The organism is Nocardiopsis dassonvillei subsp. dassonvillei DSM 43111 (assembly GCF_000092985.1).
GTDB lineage: Bacteria > Actinomycetota > Actinomycetes > Streptosporangiales > Streptosporangiaceae > Nocardiopsis > Nocardiopsis dassonvillei.
In genome coordinates, this window is sequence record NC_014210.1 from 5,391,144 (window position 1) to 5,408,797 (window position 17,654).

Genomic DNA, 17,654 nt, shown 5'->3' on the forward strand with positions numbered 1-17,654 from the left:
GCTCACATGCTCGGAGGTCTGTGTACCACCCAGCATGCGGCGGCGCGATGATGGCGGCATGAGGTCCACATGAGGGTCTTCTTCATGTTGCGCTCAGGGACGGTTCAGCGGCCTCCGCCAGGGTGGGAGGCGACACGGGGAAACGGGGAGGGGCACGGCCTTGGCGATTCTGGTGGTGGAGGACGAGGAGGGGATCGTCTCCTTCGTGCGGCGCGGGCTGGAGACGGCCGGTTACCAGGTGCTCACCGCAGCCGACGGGATCGACGGGCTGACGATGGCCCTGTCGTCGGACGTCGATCTCGTCGTCTTGGACCTGGGGCTGCCGGGGATCCCGGGTGAGGAGGTGCTGCGGCGGCTGCGCGCGCGCCGCCCCTCGGTGCCGGTGATCGTGCTCACCGCCAAGGACGCCGTGAGCGACCGGGTCGCCAACCTCGACGCCGGGGCCGACGACTACATGGTCAAGCCGTTCAGCGTGAGCGAGCTGCTGGCCCGCGTGCGGGCCCGGCTGCGCGGCGGCGGCCAGGAACGCGGCGACGTGCTGGCCGCGGGCGGTGTGGTGCTCGACCTCGGGGCGCGCACCGCCTCGGTGGAGGGTCGCACCGTCAACCTGTCGGCACGTGAGTTCGCGCTGCTGGAGGTGCTCATCCGCCATCCGACGCAGGTCTTCTCCCGGCCCCAGCTGCTGGACCGGGTCTGGGGCTACGACTTCGACGGCGCCTCCAACGTGGTGGAGGTCTACGTCAGCCAGCTGCGCCGCAAGCTCGGCAGCGAGCGCATCCAGACGGTCCGCGGCGCCGGGTACCGGCTCGGGGACGGCGCACGGTGAGCCTCACCGGCCGGGTGGTCCTGCGGTCGCTGCTGGTCATGGCCCTGGTCATCGGCGGTGTCGCCCTGCTCACCTACGAACTGGTGCGCGTGTCGGGCCTGGCCGACATCGACCACCTGCTGCGCGAGGAGTCGGCGCTGGTCGGCGACGCCCTCGACGGGCGGCTGCCCGCCGCCGCCGGACTCGACGGCGTGGTCTCGGGCCCGGAGGCCGAGCGCGCCGCCCGCCAGGCGCTCGCCGTACGCCCCAGCGGAGCCCGCCACGTGACGCTGGTGACCGTCAACGACGTGCGGTTGCAGAGCACCGGGGGCCCCTCGCGCGTCGCGGGCCTCATGCGCGGCGGCGACGCCCCCGGGCCCGAACCCGGGACCCTGCGCACGCTCGACACCGACGCGGGCCCGCTCCGGGTGCTCGACACCCGGGTCGTGGACGACGCCGGTGACACCCTGGCCGTGGTCACCGTCGCCGCCCCGCTCGACTCCACCCGGGACGCGGCGGCCACCGTCCTGCTGTGGGCCGGTCTCGCCGGGGTGATCGGCGTGGTCGGCGGAGGGGTCGTGCTGTGGCTGGTCGTGCGGCGCACCCTGGGTCCCGTGCGGGAGGTCTCCGACGCCGCCAAGGCCATCTCGCCGGCCGACCTCGCCACCCGCGTCCCGGTGCCCGCCACCCGCGACGAGATCGCCGAACTGGCCACCGAGATCAACCAGATGCTGACCCGCATCGAGCAGGCCGACAGCAACCGGCGCCGGTACCTGGCCGCGATCTCCCACGAGGTGCGCACCCCTCTCTCCGTCGCCGAGGGGCACCTGGAACTGCTGGGCACCGCGGAGGCGGCGGTGGTGCGCGCCGAACTCGGCCGCCTGCGCCGTGTGCTGGAGGACCTCATGGCGGTGGCCCGCGGCGGCGACGAGATCGACGTCCGCGTCGAGGCCGTGTTCCTGCCCGACCTGTTCCACGACGTGCGGGCCCGGCTCGACGCCCTGCCGCACGCCGACGCCGTCACCCTGGAGGAGCCGCCGCCGGACGTCCTGCTCGGCGACCAGTCACGCCTGGAGCAGTGCCTGGCCAACCTCACCGCCAACGCCGTCGACCACAACCCGCCCGGCACCCGCGCCACCGTGACCGCCCGCGGAGGCGAGGACACGATCACCCTCACCGTGACCGACGACGGCCCGGGGATCAGCGCCGAGGTGCTCCCCCACGTGTTCGAACCGTTCGTCACCACGCGCACCACCGGATCGGGGCGCACCTCGGGGCTCGGCCTGTCGGTCGTGCGCTCCCTGGTCGAGGCCCAGGGCGGTGAGGTGGGCATCGACAGCGGCCCCTCCGGCACCGTCGTCACGATCACCCTCCCGCGTGCCACGCCCTGACCGGTCTCGCGCGGGGCCGGGACCGCGCGTCCGGCGACCCGGGGCGCATTCGCTGTTCACACGGGTCCTCCGGGGGAATTCCCCTTCGCCGCGAACCCTTCACCACGAAGGGCGGAAACGGGGAATCCCCCGGAAACGAAGAACGCTTTCCGGAGCGGACGCCCCCTCCGCTCCGGCGCGCGGGGCCCACCGGCGCACACTCCGCGGGGAGGCCGTAATCCCCGCCTTCCGTGATAGTCTCGTAATATCGCCGCAACGCCCCTCACCTGCGCGTACGCCCGTTACGGGCCCCTGACCCGACCGTGGCCGAGTTTTGGGCGGGCCTTGGGGGGCAGTGCGATATGGCAGGAGGTGCTCCGATGGAGACCGGAACAATTGTCATCATCGCCTTAGTGGTGGTGGTCGTCATCGCCGGAGGAATCGCGATCGCCGCGCGGTCCTCGATCCTTCCGGCCCGGCGCACCGCCCGGCTGAAGAAGCGTTTCGGCGCCGAGTACGACCGCGCCGTGGAGGTCCACGGCAACAGGACGGCCGCCGAGAACGACCTGTCCGAGAGGCTCCGCCGCCGCGACAACATGAGGCTCCGCGAGCTGAGCGACCAGCAGCGCGTGGCTCACACCGAGACGTGGGCCGCGGTGCAGCAGGAGTTCGTCGACGACCCCGTCCGCGCCGTCCGCGACGCCCGCGGACTGGTGGAGGCCATCATGGCGGACCGCGGCTACCCCGGCCCCGCGTCCGCGGCCGACAGTGAAGCGGCCTTCGACCAGCGCCTCGACGACCTGTCGGTGGACCATTCCGCCGCGGTCACCGGGTTCCGCCGCGCGCACGCCACCGGAAGCTCCGCCGAGGCGGGTCGGAGCGGCACCGAGCACCTGCGCGAGGAACTGGTGTCCTACCGCGATCTGGTGGAGTCCCTGCTGGGCGGCCTGCCGACGGCCGACGGCACGACGAACCGGAGCCCGGGCGCGGGGCGGACCGCTGTCGACCACACCGCTCCGGCCGCGGGCACGGAGCGCACCGCTGTGGAGCGGCCGCGCCGGGAGAGGGGACCGGAGGCGGGTCTGTGACCGGCCCCGGCAGCTTCTCCGCGAGGAACCGACGACACGAGGAGGCGGACATGGTGGAACGCGTACCCGGCCCCGGCACGAGCCGGGAGACCGAATCGGACCAGTACCGGGCGCGGACGCCCGGAACCGGGACCGGCCCCCGTACCGCGGAGCCGGTGACCGTCGACGCCGAGGTGAACGACCCCGGACGCGGGACCGGCCCCGGACCCACCGGTGCTCCCGGTCCCGACCGCACGGATCCCGTCGGCGGTGACCACACCGGCCCCGCCGGACACGCCAGGCCGGGCGGACGCGGAACCGCGCCGGGCCGGGTGCCGGAGCAGCCCGGCGCCGGAGCGGACCGCCCGGGCTCGGCGGACGGGCCCCGGACGCGGGGCGCGAAGCTGGAACGCGTCCGGGAGCGCTGGAACGCGACGCAGGGCAAGTTCGTCGACGACCCCCACGGCGCCGTGCGCGAGGCCGACGCGCTGGCGGCGGAGGTCGCCGACGCCGTGGTCGCGGAGATCGAGGAGCGCCGCTCCGCGCTGCGCTCCGCGTGGAACGAGGGAGAGGGCACGGACACCGAGTCGCTCCGGGTGGCCCTGCGCGACTACCGCTCCTTCGTGGAACACCTGGTCAACACCAACACCTGACGGCGTGCGGACGCCGCGAGCCGTCCCGGGAGGGGCCGCCCACCGCCGAGCGCGGGGGCGGCCCCTCCCGTCGCGCGTCCGCCGCTCGCCCCCCGACGGGGCCCGTACGCGGGTCCCCGTCCCCCGGCCGGAGCCCGGGCGGGCTCCACCGGAAGCGGTCAGCGGTGGTCGGCTCATCCGGCGACGAGCTTGTCGACCGCCGCCTCGGCCTCGGCGAACAGCTTCTGGTAGTGGCGCTCCCGGGCCACACCGGACAGGCCCTGGGCCTCGCTGTCGAACAGCGCGGCCGTGTGGACGTCGAAGATCCCGCAGTACTCCGAGATCCCCCGGCGCAGGGGTCCGTCGAGCAGGTCGAGCACCAGGTCCGCGTTCTGCTCCCCCTCGGCGAGCCCCGCCAGGCCCAGCCACAGCATCCGCTTGCCCGCCATGGGGGACCTGCTGCGGCCGTACGCGAGGCCGTAGTTCCACACGCGGTCGATCCAGCCCTTGAGCAGGGCCGGCAGCCCGTACCACCACACGGGGAAGACGGGGACGATGAGTTCGGCGGCGTGGACGCGGCGGATGTGGGCGTGCACCTCGTCGGAGTAGACCTTGTCCCGGTTGCCGTAGTCGGGCTCGTCGGCCTCGCTGTTGCGGGGGTCGAACCCCTCGGCGTGCAGGTCGAGCAGGTCGACGCGGTACCCGGCCGCCTCCAGGCGCGCCGCGGCCCGTGCGGCCACGGCGGCGGTCAGGGAGTCCGGACGGTGGTGGGCGAACACGACCAGGGCGGTGCGTCCGGTCGGCGTGAGGGGCTCGGAGGTCTCGGAAGCTGCGAAGGGCTCTTGGTTCATGGATCCAGTACAGACCAGCGGGCGTGGACGTTCCATAGCTGAAAAGCTGCGTTTCTTTGGCGTGCGTCTACACTCGTTCCCATGGACCCTTTGAGCGACATGCTCAGCGGCATCCGCTCCGCCGGAGCCTCCGTCAGCCAGGCCTCGCTGGAACCGCCCTGGACGATCCGCTTCACCGGCGGCGCGCCGCTGACCATGCTGACGGTGATCAGCGGCGGCGGTTCGGTGGTCATGTCCGACGGGACGGCCCTCGCGATCAGCGCGGGCGACACCGCGCTCGTGCGCGGCCCCGACCCCTTCCACCTCGCGGACAGCCCCGCCTCGCCGCGCCGCCCCCACCGGGACCACGAGATCGACTGCCTCGACCCGGACGCCGGGGGCGGGCCGGTCAGCGCTCACCCGGTCGGTCTCCCCCGGCTCGACGGCCTCCGGGACGGCGGCCCCGGCGGCGGACTCCCCACCGGGCTCCCGGACGGCGGCCTCCCCGACGGGGCTCCCGAGGGCGCCACCACCCTCCTCGTCGCCGCCTACCGGGCCACCCGGAGCCGCCACGAGCGGCTGCTGCGCACCCTGCCGCGCACGCTGGTCCTCACCGAGGACGCCGAGAGCGTCTTCTGGCTCGAAGCGGCGAGGGACGCCCTGTCCCGGCGCCACCTCCCGGGCGGCCAGGCCCTGGTCGACCGCGTCGTGGACATGGGGCTGGTGTGCAGCCTGGCCTGCTGGTTCGAGCAGGAGGGCGCCGACGCCCCGGCCTGGTACCGGGGGGCCGTGGACCCGGTGACCGGTCCCGCTCTGGAGGCCGTCCACCGGCGTCCGCACGAGCCATGGACGGTGGGCGCGCTGGCCGCCCGGGCGGGGGTGTCGCGCGCGCTGTTCGCCAAGCGCTTCACCGAGGTCGTGGGCCAGTCGCCCCTGGGCTACCTGACCGAGTGGCGGATGTACACCGCCGAGGAGCTGCTGTCGGACCCCGACCTGAGCGTGGCGAAGGTGGCCGGGGCCGTGGGCTACGCCGACCCCTCCTCGTTCAGCACGGCCTTCAAACGGCTGCGGGGGCTGAGCCCGCGCGAGTTCCGCCTGCGGAACCTGCTGCCCGAGACCGGCACCGCCCCTGGAACCGGCGCCGGGTCCAGCCCCTGACCCGGGCCCGGATCGGGGCCGGAACCCGCTTCCGGCCCCGATCCGGAACCCCAACCGACCCCGGGGACCACGTCCGTCCCGGAGGCCGCACGGGTCCTGGGACCGCCCACGAACCGGGGAGCACACCCAAGCCGGGAGCCGTACCCGGCCCGGGGCCGCGACCGCTCCCCGGGCCGGACGGACTCAGCCCCAGACGACGGGGAGCGCGGCCCGACCGCTCGCCACGATGGACGGGGCCTGCTCCACCTCCGCCCCCTCGGCCAGGCGCAGGTCCGGGAAGCGCGTGAAGAGCGCCTCCAGCGCGGTCACGCCCTCCAGCCGGGCCAGCCCCGCGCCCAGGCAGAAGTGCGGACCGTGCGAGAAGGCCAGGTGCCCCCGCTGCTCCCTCCGCAGGTCGAAGGCGTGCGCGTCCTCGCCGTGGCGCCCCGGGTCGCGCCCCGCCGCGCCGAAGCCCATGAGCAGCGCCTCCCCCGCGGGCACGCGCGTGCCCGCCAGGGTGACGTCCTCGGCCGTGTAGCGCAGCGGCAGGTACTGGATGCTGGCGTCCCAGCGCAGGGTCTCCTCGACCGCGTCGGCCCAGAAGGCGCCGCCGGACCGCACCAGCTCCAGCTGGTCCCGGTGGGTGAGCAGCGCGTGCACGGCGTTGGTGATGAGGTTCATCGTGGTCTCGTAGCCCGCGCCGATCATGAGGATCAGCGTCCACACCAGTTCGGTGTGGGAGAGCCGCTCGTCGCCCTCCGCCCGCGCCTGGAGCAGCGCGCTGGTGAGGTCGTCGCCCGGCTCACGGGACTTGCGCTCGGCCAGCTCCGCCAGGAAGGCCTGCATGTCGGCGTTGGTCCGTGCCGCCACCTCCGGGGTGGTGGTCGCGTCGAAGACCCGGTGCATCAGGGTGTGGAGGGTGCCGCGGTGCTCCGCCCCGACCCCGAACAGCTCGGAGATGACCGTCATGGGCAGCGGCAGCGACAGCGCCGCCTTGAGGTCCACCGGTCCCGGCCCGGCGGCGGCGAGGCCGTCGAGCAGTTCGGCGGTGATCTCGGTGATCCTCGGGCGCAGCTCCTCCACCCGGCGCGGGGTGAACGCCTGTGAGACCAGGGTCCGCAGGCGCCGGTGGCGGTCGCCGTCCGCGGTGAGCATGTTGTCCGGGGCCACCCAGGAGATCAGCGGCCAGTCCATGGGGATCTCGCCCTGCGCCCACGCCCGCCAGTGCCGCGCCTCCTTGCGCACGCCGGGGTGGGCGAGGGCCTCCATGATGACGTCGTGGCCGGTCAGCGCCCGAACAACCACGCCACCAGTGATCTCAACCTCGACGACGGGGCCGCGGTCGCGGAGTCCGGCTGTCTGTCGGTGGAGGTCGTAGGGGTGGAGGACGGGGATGTCTGCTGCCATGGCGGTGTTCCCTTCGGGGAGTCGGGCGGAAATTCCACGGGGAGTTCGGCCAGGGCCCGCGCGAACGGGGAGACGCGCCAGCGCGGGGCCGGGTCGGTCACGCGCAGGCCGCGCAGGCGCCTGGTGAGGACCTCCACGCCGACCTGGGCCATGGCCTGGGCGAACCCGTGGGCCGGGCAGCGGTGCGGACCGACCCCGAAGGCCAGGTGGGCGCGGGTGACGTGCTCGATGTCGGGTCCGTTCTCGGCCATCGCGCTGTGGGCCGCGGCGTAGCCGAGGAGGATGGGCTCGCCCTTGCGGATGACCCGTCCGCCGCTGATCTCCACGTCGCGCACCGGGTAGAGGACCGGGTAGTTGGTGATGGGCGGCTCGCGCCACAGGACCTGCTCGACCACCTCGTCGATCCCGACGAGGGCGCCGTTGAGGGCCCGGCTCACCTCGGGGTCGGTGAGGATCGTGTGCGTGGCGGCCGCGATGAGGTTGGCGGTCGGCTCGGCGCCGGCGCCGATGGTCACGACGAGCTGGTGCAGCATCTCCTCGTCGGTGAGCCCCGCCCGGTGCTGGAGCAGCCAGGTGGTGATGTCCTCCCCCGGCGACGCGTGCTTGTGCGAGATGGCGTCGGACAGGGCGCGCTCGTACTCGGCGTTGGCGCGCACGACGTCGTTGCCGTCCCACAGGTCCACGAGCGAGGTCAGGACGCGCTCGCCGACCTCGCGCGAGAAGCCGAACAGGTCGCAGAGCACCAGCAGCGGCAGCAGGCGGGCGTACTCGGACACCAGCTCCGCGCTGCCGCGTTCGACGAAGGCGTCGATGAGGCTGTCGGCGTGGCGGCGGGTGCTCTCGCCGACACGGCTCTCGGGCACTCGGCCCAGGGAGTCGACCACCGACCGCTTGAGGCGGGCGTGGGCGTCGTCGTCGGCGAAGAGCAGGTTGGGGCGGTAGGCCATCATCGCGGCCACGGGGGCGTCGTCGGGGACGCGCCCCTCGGACCAGTCGAGCCAGAGCCGGGAGTCGCGCCGGAAGGTGCGGCTGTCCCTGCACCAGGCCGTGATGAGGGCGTAGTCGGCGACCACCCAGGCGCTGATCCCTGGGGAGATCTCGGCGGGGAAGACGGAGCCGTGTTCCTTGGTCATCCGCGCGTAGACGTCGTGCGGGTCGGCGTGGAACTCGGGGGCGTGGAGTTCGGCGTAGGGGCAGCGGGAAGCCAACGTTTTCCTGTTCTACAGGGGGGTTCGAGAGCCGCGCCAGTCTAGTACCGCGACATGTCCGTCGTTCCTTCCGTCCCATCCGTTCCACCCCCGCGGAACGGAGGGAGCGCCCACCCTCCTCCCGGAGTCCCGGAGGTGCCCGGTCAGCGGCGCGAGTTGTAGCATCGTGGCCGGATTCCTCCCCCCTGCAACCCGCTCCTCCGGTCCCGGCGAAGGCCGCGCGGCGGGGCTTCCTCGACACACACGGGAACGGACGTTCATGGACGCTGAAGACACCCAGGTCATGACCAGGACGGGTGAGTTCACCAGCACCACCCTGAGCTGGGAGACCTCGGTCCGGGGTCGGGTCGCGGCGGCGGTCGACCGCCTCTCCGGGCCGCTGTCCGACCTGCTGGAGCGCGACGCCAACGACGGCGACACCCGCATGCTCGTCGCCGACTTCTTCAGCGTCGGCCTGAACTTCAGCAAGTACCAGGACATGACCACCCAGTACCGGACCAGCGGGGACTCGATCGACTACGCGATCGTGCTGGACGGCAAGCTGTTCGCGCCGGTGGAGGTGCGCCGGGTCGGCCAGGAGCTCGACCAGCGCAACATCCAGGTGTCCCGGCGCCTGGCCGTCGAGGAGGGCGCCGAGTGGGTGATCCTCACCAACGGCCGCCTCTGGAAGGTCTACCACCTGCGCCCCGACGAGGGCGGCGGCAACCGGCCGGTGGAGGTCATCGACGTCGACCTCACCGACGCCGACGCCTACCAGCGCAACATCGACGCCCTGTTCCACATCACCCGCGAGGCCGTCGACCGCGGTCGGCTGGACACCCTGCGCGGGTGGAAGGAGGCCGTCGAGGCGGCCCCCGTCGCCGAGGTGCTGCGCAGCGACGCCGTGGTGGACGCGGTCCGCGCGCAGCTGCGCGCCGCCACGGGGCACCTGGGGCACACGGGCGACGCCGACGAGGTGCGCCGCGCCCTGGTCGAGGAGGTCATCGCGCCGGGTCTGCTCAAGGACTGACCCCGGTGGCGGGCCCGGCTCCCCCGGGGACCGGGCCCGCCCGCGTTCACCCCGCGCCGCTGTTCACCGGTTTCACTCCGGGCTGCTTGCACCTCCTGCGCCGTCCGCTGGTTCGTGCGTTTGCCCCCATTGACAGCTGTGATACGCGACACAACAATGGTCATACTATTGGGAGCGCTCCCAGTGCTTCCGGCCGCTTACCCCCCAGCGGAAGGACCCCCGTTGAGTCCGGCACGAAGAAACCGCGCGGCGGCGCTCGGCGCCGCAGCCGCACTCGGCACGAGTCTCCTCGTCGCCTCCCCCGCCCAGGCCGACGACGAACCGGTCGAGCAGATCACCAACGGCGACTTCTCCGACGGCACCACCGGCTGGTGGGCGACCGAGGGGATCGACCTCGCCGTCAGCGAGGACGGAGCCCTGTGCGTCGCGGTCCCCGGCGGCACCAGCGACCCGTGGGACCAGATCGTCGGCCAGAACGACATCCCCCTCGTGGCGGAGGAGTCCTACTCCCTCACGTTCACCGCCTCCGGCGCCGACGGCCTGCCCGTCCGCGCGCTGGTCCAGGAGCCCGTCGACCCCTGGCGCACCGAACTGGACGAGCGCCCCGTGCTCACGCCGACGGCGACCGGCTACGAGTACGTCTTCACCGCGTCGGCCGAGATGGCCGACGCCCAGCTCGCCTTCCAGATCGGCGGGGCCGAGGAGGACTGGACGTTCTGCCTGGACGACGTGTCGCTGCTCGGCGGCGCCGAACCACCGGTCTACGAACCCGACACCGGCCCGCGCGTCCGCGTCAACCAGGTCGGCTACCTCCCGCAGGGCCCCAAGAACGCCACCGTGGTCACCGACGCCGAGGAGGCCCTGCCCTGGCGGCTGGCCGACGCCGGGGGCGCGGTCGTGGCCGAGGGCGACACCGTGCCGTACGGCCTGGACGAGTCCTCCGGGCAGAACGTGCACACCGTCGACTTCAGCGGCTTCACCGGGACGGGCGAGGGCTACACCCTGACCGCCGACGGCGAGACCAGCCACCCCTTCGGCATCACCGCCGACCCCTACGCCGCCCTGGCCACGGACGCACTGGACTTCTACTACACCCAGCGCAGCGGTATCGAGATCCTCGACGAACTCGCCCCCGGGTACGGGCGCGAGGCCGGGCACGCGGGCGTGGAGCCCAACCAGGGCGACACCGACGTCACCTGCCACCCCTCAGCCCCGTGCGACTACTCGCTCGACGTGTCCGGCGGCTGGTACGACGCGGGCGACCACGGCAAGTACGTGGTGAACGGCGGCATCTCCGTCCACCAGCTGATGAGCGTCTACGAGCGCGCGCACACCGCGCCCACCGGCGACCCCGCCCGGGTCGCCGACTCCACCCTGTCCGTCCCCGAGCGGGACAACGGCGTGCCGGACGTCCTGGACGAGGCCCGCTGGGAGATGGAGTTCCTGCTGTCCATGCGGGTCCCCGAGGGCGAGGAGCTCGCGGGGATGGCCCACCACAAGGTCCACGACGAGCGCTGGACCGGCCTGCCCCTGCTGCCCTCCGAGGACCCCCAGCCCCGCTACCTGCACCCGCCGACGACGGCGGCCACACTGAACCTGGCCGCGACCGCCGCCCAGTGCTCCCGCGTGTTCGCCCCCTACGACGCCGACTTCGCCGCGACCTGCCTGGAGGCGGCCGAGACCGCCTGGGACGCCGCGGTGGCCGAACCCGAGCGCTACGCGACCGTCGGCGGCGAGGGCGGCGGCGCCTACGACGACGACAACGTGGCCGACGAGTTCTACTGGGCCGCCGCGGAGCTGTACCTGGCCACCGGGCACGGGGACTACGAGGAGGCGGTGGTCTCGTCCGAGCTGCACACCGCCGACGTGTTCACCTCCGCCGGGTTCGACTGGCGCTGGACCGCCCCCCTGGGCCGCCTCCAGCTCGCCACCGTGCCGAGCGGGCTCGACGGGCGCGACGAGGTCCGCGCCTCCGTCGTGGAGGGGGCCGAGCAGTACCTGGCCGACGTCTCGGAGCACCCCTACGGGCTGGCCTACGACCCCGAGGGCGGGGTCTTCGCCTGGGGCTCCAACAACCTCGTGCTCAACAACATGGTGGTGATGGCCAGCGCCTACGACATCGGCGGCGACACGCGCTTCCGCGACGCGGTCCTGGAGGGCATGGACTACATCCTGGGACGCAACGCCCTCAACCAGTCGTACGTGACCGGGTACGGCGAGAACGACGCGGTCAACCAGCACAGCCGCTGGTACGCCCACCAGCTCGACCCGCGCCTGCCCAACCCGCCCGAGGGCACCCTGTCCGGCGGACCCAACTCCGACACCGGCACCTGGGACCCGGTCGCCCAGTCCAACCTGGACGGGTGCGCCCCCCAGTTCTGCTACATCGACCACATCGACTCGTGGGCGACCAACGAGCTGACCATCAACTGGAACTCCACGCTGGCCTGGGTGTCCGGGTTCGTCGCCGACCAGGGCGACGCCTCCCTGCCCGCCGGCTCCTCCTGCGAGGTGGACTACGTGGTCCACGGCGAGTGGCACGACCGCTTCAACACCCAGGTGACCGTCCGCAACACGGGTGACGAGCCCGTGAACGGCTGGAAGCTGGTGTGGTCCTTCCCCGGCGGCCAGACCGTGGAGCGCCACTGGAGCAGCGCGCTGGAGCAGGCCGGGCACGCGGTGACCGCCGTGAACGCGGACTGGAACGGGACCATCGAGCCCGGCGACGAGGTGACGTTCGGCTTCATCGGCACCCTGGCGTCCGGGGCGAACGCCGTGCCCGCGAGGTTCGCCCTCAACGGTTCGGTCTGTAGCTGACCCGTGGGCGGGGCGACGACGGCGCGCCCGCCCACGCCGTAGGACCCCCTTGGAGGACGGGGCCCCTCAGGAGAGCGTGGGGCCCCGTCCGTATGTCCGGGGAGGGGAGGCGGTCCGGCGCGCTGGGGGGAGGGCGGTGTCCTCCGGTCAGCGCTGCCAGCGCGCCTGGCAGAAGCAGTAGGCGCCGTAGAGGGCCACGCCCAGGGCGACGGCCACCAGCGCCCAGGGGCCGGCCGGGGTCTGGGAGAAGGCCCGCAGCGCGCCGTCCAGCCCGACCGCCTGGTCCTTGTCGAAGGCGATCGCGGCCTGGAGGAAGAAGACGCCGACGGCGGCCAGGACCAGGCCCTGGGTGCCGATGCCGAGCACGCCGACGGTGACGACGGCCCTGCGCCGCCGCGGTGCGAGAGCGCCGAGCGCCAGCTCCTGCGTGAAGCGGCGGGTCACCGCCTTCCAGATCTGGTACAGGCCCACGGCGATCACGCCGCAGCCCACCGCGCCGACGGCGAACCGGCCGAAGGGCAGCGCCATGACCTGTGCCGTCAGCGCCTCCGACCGGCTGTCCTGGGACCGGGTCGACCCCTGCCCCAGCAGGAAGCCCGCGATGCTGGAGGCCAGCACGGCGTAGACCACCGCGCGGGACCCGGAGGCGATGCGCTTGGTGGCCCTCTCCAACCCCACGGCGGCGTAGACCGCCTGCCACACGGTGAGTCCCACCAGCCCCGCCGCCGCGACCCAGAGCAGCAGCATGCCGCCGGTGTTCTGGGCGACGAGCTGGAGGGCGCCGCTGTTGTCCGCCTCCTGGCCGCCGCTGTCGCCGAAGGCGATGCCCAGGGCGAGGTAGCCGATGATGAGGTAGAGCAGGCCCGTGGCGGCGAAGCCCACGCCCGCGAGCCTGCGCAGCCAGGTGCTGTGGGCCGCCTGGCGTCCCGCGCGTCGGCCCGCCGCCCGGGCGTCCTTCGCGGAGCGCCGCGCCTTACCTGGTAAGTCTGAGGAGGACATGTCCGGCCCGTGCCCGCGAGGAGGGCGCGAAAACGGATGTTTACCGTTAATACTCCCTTTTGTGCTGTTCAGCGACGTGGAATCCCTCCGGGACGCCCGTGCGGGACGACGGGTTGACGCGCGGCGTTCCCGGTGCGCCGACACGAACGCGAAGCACCGGGTCCCGGGGGAGACAGCGTGGAACAGCGCGGACCGGCCCGGGACGGCACGGACGCCGGGTCCCTCGTGGAACACCGGATCCCGCCCGGGAGCGCGGGCACGCACACCGGGTGGGCGGGGCGGCCGCAGCGCCTACTCCAGCGGCACCCGCAGGATCCTGTCGCCTCCCTCGGCCGGTTCCCCGATCCCGTCGAGGTTGCTGGTGGCCAGCCACAGCGCGTCGCCGCCGGGTGCGGTCACCACCGTGCGCAGGCGGCCGTACTCCCCCTGGTGGTGGTCCACGGGCTCGCCCACGCCGCCGTCACCGGCGAGCGGCACCTCCCACAGGCGTTCGCCGCGCAGCGCCGCCACCCACAGGGAACCGCCCGCGACCGCCGCGCCGCTGGGCGAGGCCTCCGCGGGCCTCCACGTCAGCAGGGGGTCGACGTACTCGTCGCCTCCCCCGGCGCCCTCCACCTCGGGCCAGCCGTAGTTGCCGCCCGGTTCGATCAGGTTGACCTCGTCGAACTCGTTCTGCCCGAACTCGGTGGCGTACAGGTTCCCCTCGTCGTCCCACGCCAGCCCCTGGACGTTGCGGTGGCCGTAGCTGTAGACCGGGTTGCCGAAGGGGTTGTCCGGCGCCGGGTCCCCGTCGGCGGTGATCCGCAGGATCTTGCCTCCCAGCGAGCCGGTGTCCTGGGACAGTCCCTGCTGGCCCGCGTCCCCGGTGCCGACGTACAGCAGGCCGTCGGGGCCGAACTCGATCCGGCCGCCGTTGTGGTAGGAGGCGGAGGGGATGCCGTCGAGGACGACCTCGGTGTCCCCGAAGCCCCCGCCGTCGGGGGCGTACTCCAGACGGCTGATCCGGTTGTCGGAGGCCGCGGTGTGGTAGGCGTACACGTACGGTTCCCCGGGGAAGTCCGGGTCCACGGCCAGTCCCAGCAGACCGCCCTCACCGTTCGGCGCGGCCCCCTCGACGGTGCCGACGCCGGTGACCGAGCCGTCGGGGGACACGCGCACGACCTCCGCCGAGTCGCGCTGGGCGACCAGGGCCGAGCCGTCGGGGAGGAAGGCCAGCCCCCACGGCGCCTCCAGGCCCGCGGCGACCTCCCCGGGCCGGCCGGGGTCGGCACCGGCGGAGCCGTCCTGTCCGCCCGGCTCCCGCTGGCCGTCCGTTCCGCCCGTCCCGTCCCCCTCCGCGCCGGTGGTCCCCTGGGCGCCGCACCCGGCGAGGAGGACGAGGGAGCCGAGGACGGCGGCGGCGCGGAGCGCCGCGCTCGCGCGCGCTGAAGGTTCCATGCCGCTTCCCTTCCCCCCGGCACCGCCGTCGTCACCCCGCCGTAGCGCCCGGCGTCCCCTCCTCGCTGTTCTCGTGCCCCTCCCGCAACTCCTCGAACAGTCGTTCCAGGTCGGTGAGGAGCGCGCTGTGCACGGGCCAGCGTTCGGAGTCCCAGTCCTCGCTCATGTGCTCCCGCGCCCGGTCGATGCGCCGGAGCCCCTCCTCCAGACAGGAGTCGAGGTCGGCGGAGACGGTGTCGCGCTCGGGTTCCCCGGCCTCGTGGAGGGCGTCGAAGGCGTCCGCCGCCGCGTCCAGGAGCGGGGCGAACTCGCGGAGGAAGGCGTCGCTCGGCTCGGGGAAGCGCGACCGCCCCTCCTTCGCGGTCCTCAGGGTGCGGACGAGGGACTGGAGGTGGCGCGCGGACCGGCCCAGGGCGAGGATCCAGCCGTAGTAGGCCTTCGGCGCCCTCTTCGGCGAGGGACCGGTCAGGAGCCGCCGCGGGTTCAGGCGCGCCCGGTACTCCTGTTGGGAGACCGACTCCCGGGCGTTGCGCTCGGTGTTGTCGAACCCCTGGGCGACCCGCGCCCAGTAGCCGACGTCCCCGAGCCCCTCATCGCCCCCGCGGAGCGCCTCGGCCATCTCCCGGCTGAGGTCGCGCAGGCCGTCCGCGAAGTCGAACACGGCGCTCTCGGCGTCGCGGAAGCGGATGGCGGGCGCGAAGACCGTGTTCGTCACGACCGCGGCCCCGGCCCCCACCAGCACCATGAGCAGCAGGGTTCCCATGTCCGTGAGGCTGCCCGCGGTACCTCCCGCGAGCGCGAACGACGCCACCACGGGTATCTGCTTGCCCTGGTCGCCGAAGACCGTGAACTGCCCCGCGATCATCGCGACGAACACGGCCAGGGCGAAGAACCACACGTTGAGCCCGACGGTGAGCCCGGTCAGGCCCGCGATCAGGGCGCCCAGGAAGACCGCGGGGACGTAGCGCAGGGACTGGAGCACCGACCCGTACACGCTGGGCCGCACCACCAGCAGGGCGGAGAAGGGGGCGAAACCGATCTGGGACGAGCCCTCCAGGAGGGTGCCCACGAGCCAGGCTCCGGTGGAGGCGATGACGCACTTGGCGACGATGACCGCGGTCTCGCGCTCGTAGCCGCGCCGCTCGACGATCCGGCGCAGCACCTCGCGGGCGTTGGCCGCGGTCCTCCTCACACGTTCGGCGACCACTCGGCCCCCGCCCTCCGGTCCCGTGCCGTCTCCCGAACGAACTCCCCGACCAGGTCGGCGACCCGGCCGGGGGCGGCGGCGGTGAGCGCGTGGGGCTGTCCGGGCAGGGTCACGAGCCGCCCCCGGGGCAGCAGCCGGGCGGCCTCCCGCGCCCAGGGAGCGGGGCAGAGGGGGTCCCTGCCCCCGCGCAGGACCAGGGTCGGCTGCCCCACCCTCGGCAGGACCGTCTCGATCCGGTGCTCGCGGCTGGCCAGAAGACTGCGGACGTCCCTGCGCACCCCAGCGTCCCAGTAGTCGGCGACGACGGAGCGGATCACCGAGAGGTCCTCGCGCGTGGCGTCGCGCAGCAGGCGCGCGGCCAGTTCGGGCAGCGAGCGCGCCCCGGGGTCCGTCGTGGGCCCGGCCAGCACGAGCGACCCCACCTCGTCGGGCGCGCGCACCGCGGCCTCGGCGACCACCTGCGTTCCGAGGGAGAGCCCGAGCAGGCAGGGCCGCTCGATCCCGCGGACGCGGAGCCACGCGAGGAGGGAGTCCGCGAGTCCGGTGACCGTGGGCGCGTGGTCGGGTGCGGTGCTCGCGCCGAACCCCGGCAGGTCGACGGCCCAGGCGGGCGTCCTTCCCTCCAGTGCCCTGACCACGGGCAGCGTCTGGCGTGAGGAGATCCCCGCGCCGTGCACGCAGACCACCGGCGGCCCCTGTCCGGGTACGTGCCACCAGGCCATCGACGCGCGTCCGACCCCGTCCGTGCCCCTGAGGGCCTCCATGCCTACCCCCGAACGACCTCCTCGGCACCGGTCATGTGGTCGCCACAACTACCCAGGGCCCCCGCCTTCAACCCACTCCCCCGTCGAGGCGTGTGGAGACGCCGCGGGGCGGTCAGGGAGGTACACGCAAGGGTGTGCGCGCGAAGGGAGCCAGGTGATGGGCAGGAAGTCGGATTCGCCTCCGAAGCACCCGTGGTTGAGGGGGGCCGTGCGGGGTGTCGCGGGTGCGATGGCCATGAGCGGTATGCGGCAGGTGGAGGTCGGAGCGGGGTTCGTGCGGCGCACACCGCCCGAGGCCGTCCTGGCGGAGGGCGTGCCCGCCCTGCTGGAGAGCGTTCCCCCGGAGCGGAGGAAGGCCGCGATCGAGCTGGCGCACTGGGGGTACGGGGCGGCGGCGGGTACCGTCTTCGCGCTGCTGCCGCGCCGGGTGAGGCGGTGGCGGCTGGCCGGCCCGGTCTTCGGGGTGGCGGTCTGGAGCGCGTACGAGCTGGCCGTCGCCCCCGCGCTCGGCCTCGCCCACGCGCGCGGGCACCGGCCCCGGGAGCGGTGGGCGTTCCTGTTCGACCACGTGGTCTTCGGGCTCATGGTCGGGGAGGCGCCCGAGAGCGTGGTGGCCGGAACCGGCGGCTCCGGGGACGACGCGCAGGAGGGGTGCTGCTGCGGGGGCCACGGGAGTGCCGGGGGCCGTGGGGACCACCGGGCACGCCGAGGGCGCGGGGGCCGCCGGAGCCGCCGGGAGCACGGGGGACACGGGAACCACTGCGGTCACGGCGACCACGGGCACCACGGGGACGACCACGGCTCCGAGGTTCACGGTGACCGCGGGAAGCACGGGGGACGGGGAAAGCGACACCGGCCCTGACGGCGGGGAGGCGGGGGCGGGCGACCGATCGGTCGCCCGCCCCCGCCTCTACGGCGTGCTCGGCGGACTCCGGCCCGGGGCGGTGTCCGGGACCAGGACGGAG

General features: G+C 73.8%; 15 protein-coding genes. 8 read left to right on the forward strand and 7 right to left on the reverse strand.

Annotated elements, in window-relative coordinates:
• Positions 1-160 precede the first annotated feature (160 nt).
• From NDAS_RS22465 to NDAS_RS22480, 4 genes are all read left to right on the forward strand, one after another.
• Complete coding sequence (locus tag NDAS_RS22465; RefSeq protein WP_013155543.1) at positions 161-826, forward strand: response regulator transcription factor; 666 nt, start codon at positions 161-163, stop codon at positions 824-826.
• A complete protein-coding gene (locus NDAS_RS22470) occupies positions 823-2,196 on the forward strand; it encodes a sensor histidine kinase (protein ID WP_013155544.1) in 1,374 nt (457 codons plus the stop codon). Before NDAS_RS22465 ends, NDAS_RS22470 begins: the two co-directional genes overlap by 4 nt.
• Positions 2,197-2,555: 359 nt before the next feature.
• Positions 2,556-3,263: a hypothetical protein gene (locus NDAS_RS22475; RefSeq protein WP_013155545.1), complete on the forward strand. Its 708-nt coding sequence runs from the start codon at positions 2,556-2,558 to the stop codon at positions 3,261-3,263.
• A 50-nt stretch (positions 3,264-3,313) separates the two neighbouring features.
• Positions 3,314-3,895, forward strand: a complete 582-nt coding sequence (locus tag NDAS_RS22480; protein ID WP_013155546.1) for a hypothetical protein — start codon at positions 3,314-3,316, stop codon at positions 3,893-3,895.
• A 173-nt stretch (positions 3,896-4,068) separates the two neighbouring features.
• On the opposite strand, the gene NDAS_RS22485 is transcribed toward NDAS_RS22480, so the two are convergent.
• Positions 4,069-4,725: an NAD(P)H oxidoreductase gene (locus NDAS_RS22485; RefSeq protein WP_013155547.1), complete on the reverse strand. Its 657-nt coding sequence runs from the start codon at positions 4,723-4,725 to the stop codon at positions 4,069-4,071.
• An 81-nt stretch (positions 4,726-4,806) separates the two neighbouring features.
• On the opposite strand from NDAS_RS22485, the gene NDAS_RS22490 reads away from it, so the two are divergent.
• On the forward strand, positions 4,807-5,862 hold the full coding sequence (locus tag NDAS_RS22490) for an AraC family transcriptional regulator (protein WP_013155548.1): 1,056 nt from the start codon (positions 4,807-4,809) through the stop codon (positions 5,860-5,862).
• 183 nt (positions 5,863-6,045) lie between these two features.
• Here NDAS_RS22490 and NDAS_RS22495 read toward each other — a convergent pair whose 3' ends face one another.
• Together NDAS_RS22495 and NDAS_RS22500 are read right to left on the reverse strand one after the other, a co-directional pair.
• Positions 6,046-7,146: a cytochrome P450 family protein gene (locus tag NDAS_RS22495; protein WP_013155549.1), complete on the reverse strand. Its 1,101-nt coding sequence runs from the start codon at positions 7,144-7,146 to the stop codon at positions 6,046-6,048.
• Positions 7,128-8,456 (reverse strand): cytochrome P450 family protein, encoded by a 1,329-nt coding sequence (locus tag NDAS_RS22500; protein ID WP_013155550.1) that lies wholly within the window; start codon positions 8,454-8,456, stop codon positions 7,128-7,130. The genes NDAS_RS22495 and NDAS_RS22500 overlap by 19 nt, the downstream gene beginning before the upstream one ends.
• Positions 8,457-8,715: 259 nt before the next feature.
• Here NDAS_RS22500 and NDAS_RS22505 point away from each other — a divergent pair, with 259 nt between their 5' ends.
• On the forward strand, positions 8,716-9,465 hold the full coding sequence (locus NDAS_RS22505; protein WP_013155551.1) for a hypothetical protein: 750 nt from the start codon (positions 8,716-8,718) through the stop codon (positions 9,463-9,465).
• Between the two features lie 222 nt (positions 9,466-9,687).
• Positions 9,688-12,282, forward strand: coding sequence for a glycoside hydrolase family 9 protein (locus tag NDAS_RS22510; protein WP_013155552.1), 2,595 nt, complete (start codon positions 9,688-9,690; stop codon positions 12,280-12,282).
• A gap of 147 nt (positions 12,283-12,429) precedes the next feature.
• On the opposite strand, the gene NDAS_RS22515 is transcribed toward NDAS_RS22510, so the two are convergent.
• From NDAS_RS22515 to NDAS_RS22530, 4 genes are all read right to left on the reverse strand, one after another.
• Entirely contained in the window at positions 12,430-13,164 is a 735-nt protein-coding gene (locus tag NDAS_RS22515) for a DUF1206 domain-containing protein (RefSeq protein WP_041552941.1), read from the reverse strand.
• A 408-nt stretch (positions 13,165-13,572) separates the two neighbouring features.
• Positions 13,573-14,718, reverse strand: coding sequence for a PQQ-dependent sugar dehydrogenase (locus NDAS_RS22520; protein WP_013155554.1), 1,146 nt, complete (start codon positions 14,716-14,718; stop codon positions 13,573-13,575).
• 31 nt (positions 14,719-14,749) lie between these two features.
• Positions 14,750-15,925: an FUSC family protein gene (locus tag NDAS_RS22525; protein WP_013155555.1), complete on the reverse strand. Its 1,176-nt coding sequence runs from the start codon at positions 15,923-15,925 to the stop codon at positions 14,750-14,752.
• Positions 15,907-16,689: an alpha/beta fold hydrolase gene (locus NDAS_RS22530; protein WP_013155556.1), complete on the reverse strand. Its 783-nt coding sequence runs from the start codon at positions 16,687-16,689 to the stop codon at positions 15,907-15,909. The genes NDAS_RS22525 and NDAS_RS22530 overlap by 19 nt, the downstream gene beginning before the upstream one ends.
• A 235-nt stretch (positions 16,690-16,924) precedes the next feature.
• On the opposite strand from NDAS_RS22530, the gene NDAS_RS29680 reads away from it, so the two are divergent.
• On the forward strand, positions 16,925-17,551 hold the full coding sequence (locus NDAS_RS29680) for a hypothetical protein (protein WP_312038741.1): 627 nt from the start codon (positions 16,925-16,927) through the stop codon (positions 17,549-17,551).
• The last annotated feature ends 103 nt before the right edge of the window (positions 17,552-17,654 follow it).

What these genes read in the sequence shown, in the direction of transcription:
- NDAS_RS22490 (WP_013155548.1), top strand. Translation starts at nt 4,807, where the DNA reads ATGGACCCTTTGAGCGACATGCTCAGCGGCATCCGCTCCGCCGGAGCC.
- NDAS_RS29680 (WP_312038741.1), top strand. Translation starts at nt 16,925, where the DNA reads ATGAGCGGTATGCGGCAGGTGGAGGTCGGAGCGGGGTTCGTGCGGCGC.
- NDAS_RS22480 (WP_013155546.1), top strand. Translation starts at nt 3,314, where the DNA reads ATGGTGGAACGCGTACCCGGCCCCGGCACGAGCCGGGAGACCGAATCG.
- NDAS_RS22520 (WP_013155554.1), bottom strand. Translation starts at nt 14,718, where the DNA reads ATGGAACCTTCAGCGCGCGCGAGCGCGGCGCTCCGCGCCGCCGCCGTC.
- NDAS_RS22530 (WP_013155556.1), bottom strand. Translation starts at nt 16,689, where the DNA reads ATGGAGGCCCTCAGGGGCACGGACGGGGTCGGACGCGCGTCGATGGCC.
- NDAS_RS22485 (WP_013155547.1), bottom strand. Translation starts at nt 4,725, where the DNA reads ATGAACCAAGAGCCCTTCGCAGCTTCCGAGACCTCCGAGCCCCTCACG.
- NDAS_RS22505 (WP_013155551.1), top strand. Translation starts at nt 8,716, where the DNA reads ATGGACGCTGAAGACACCCAGGTCATGACCAGGACGGGTGAGTTCACC.
- NDAS_RS22475 (WP_013155545.1), top strand. Translation starts at nt 2,556, where the DNA reads ATGGAGACCGGAACAATTGTCATCATCGCCTTAGTGGTGGTGGTCGTC.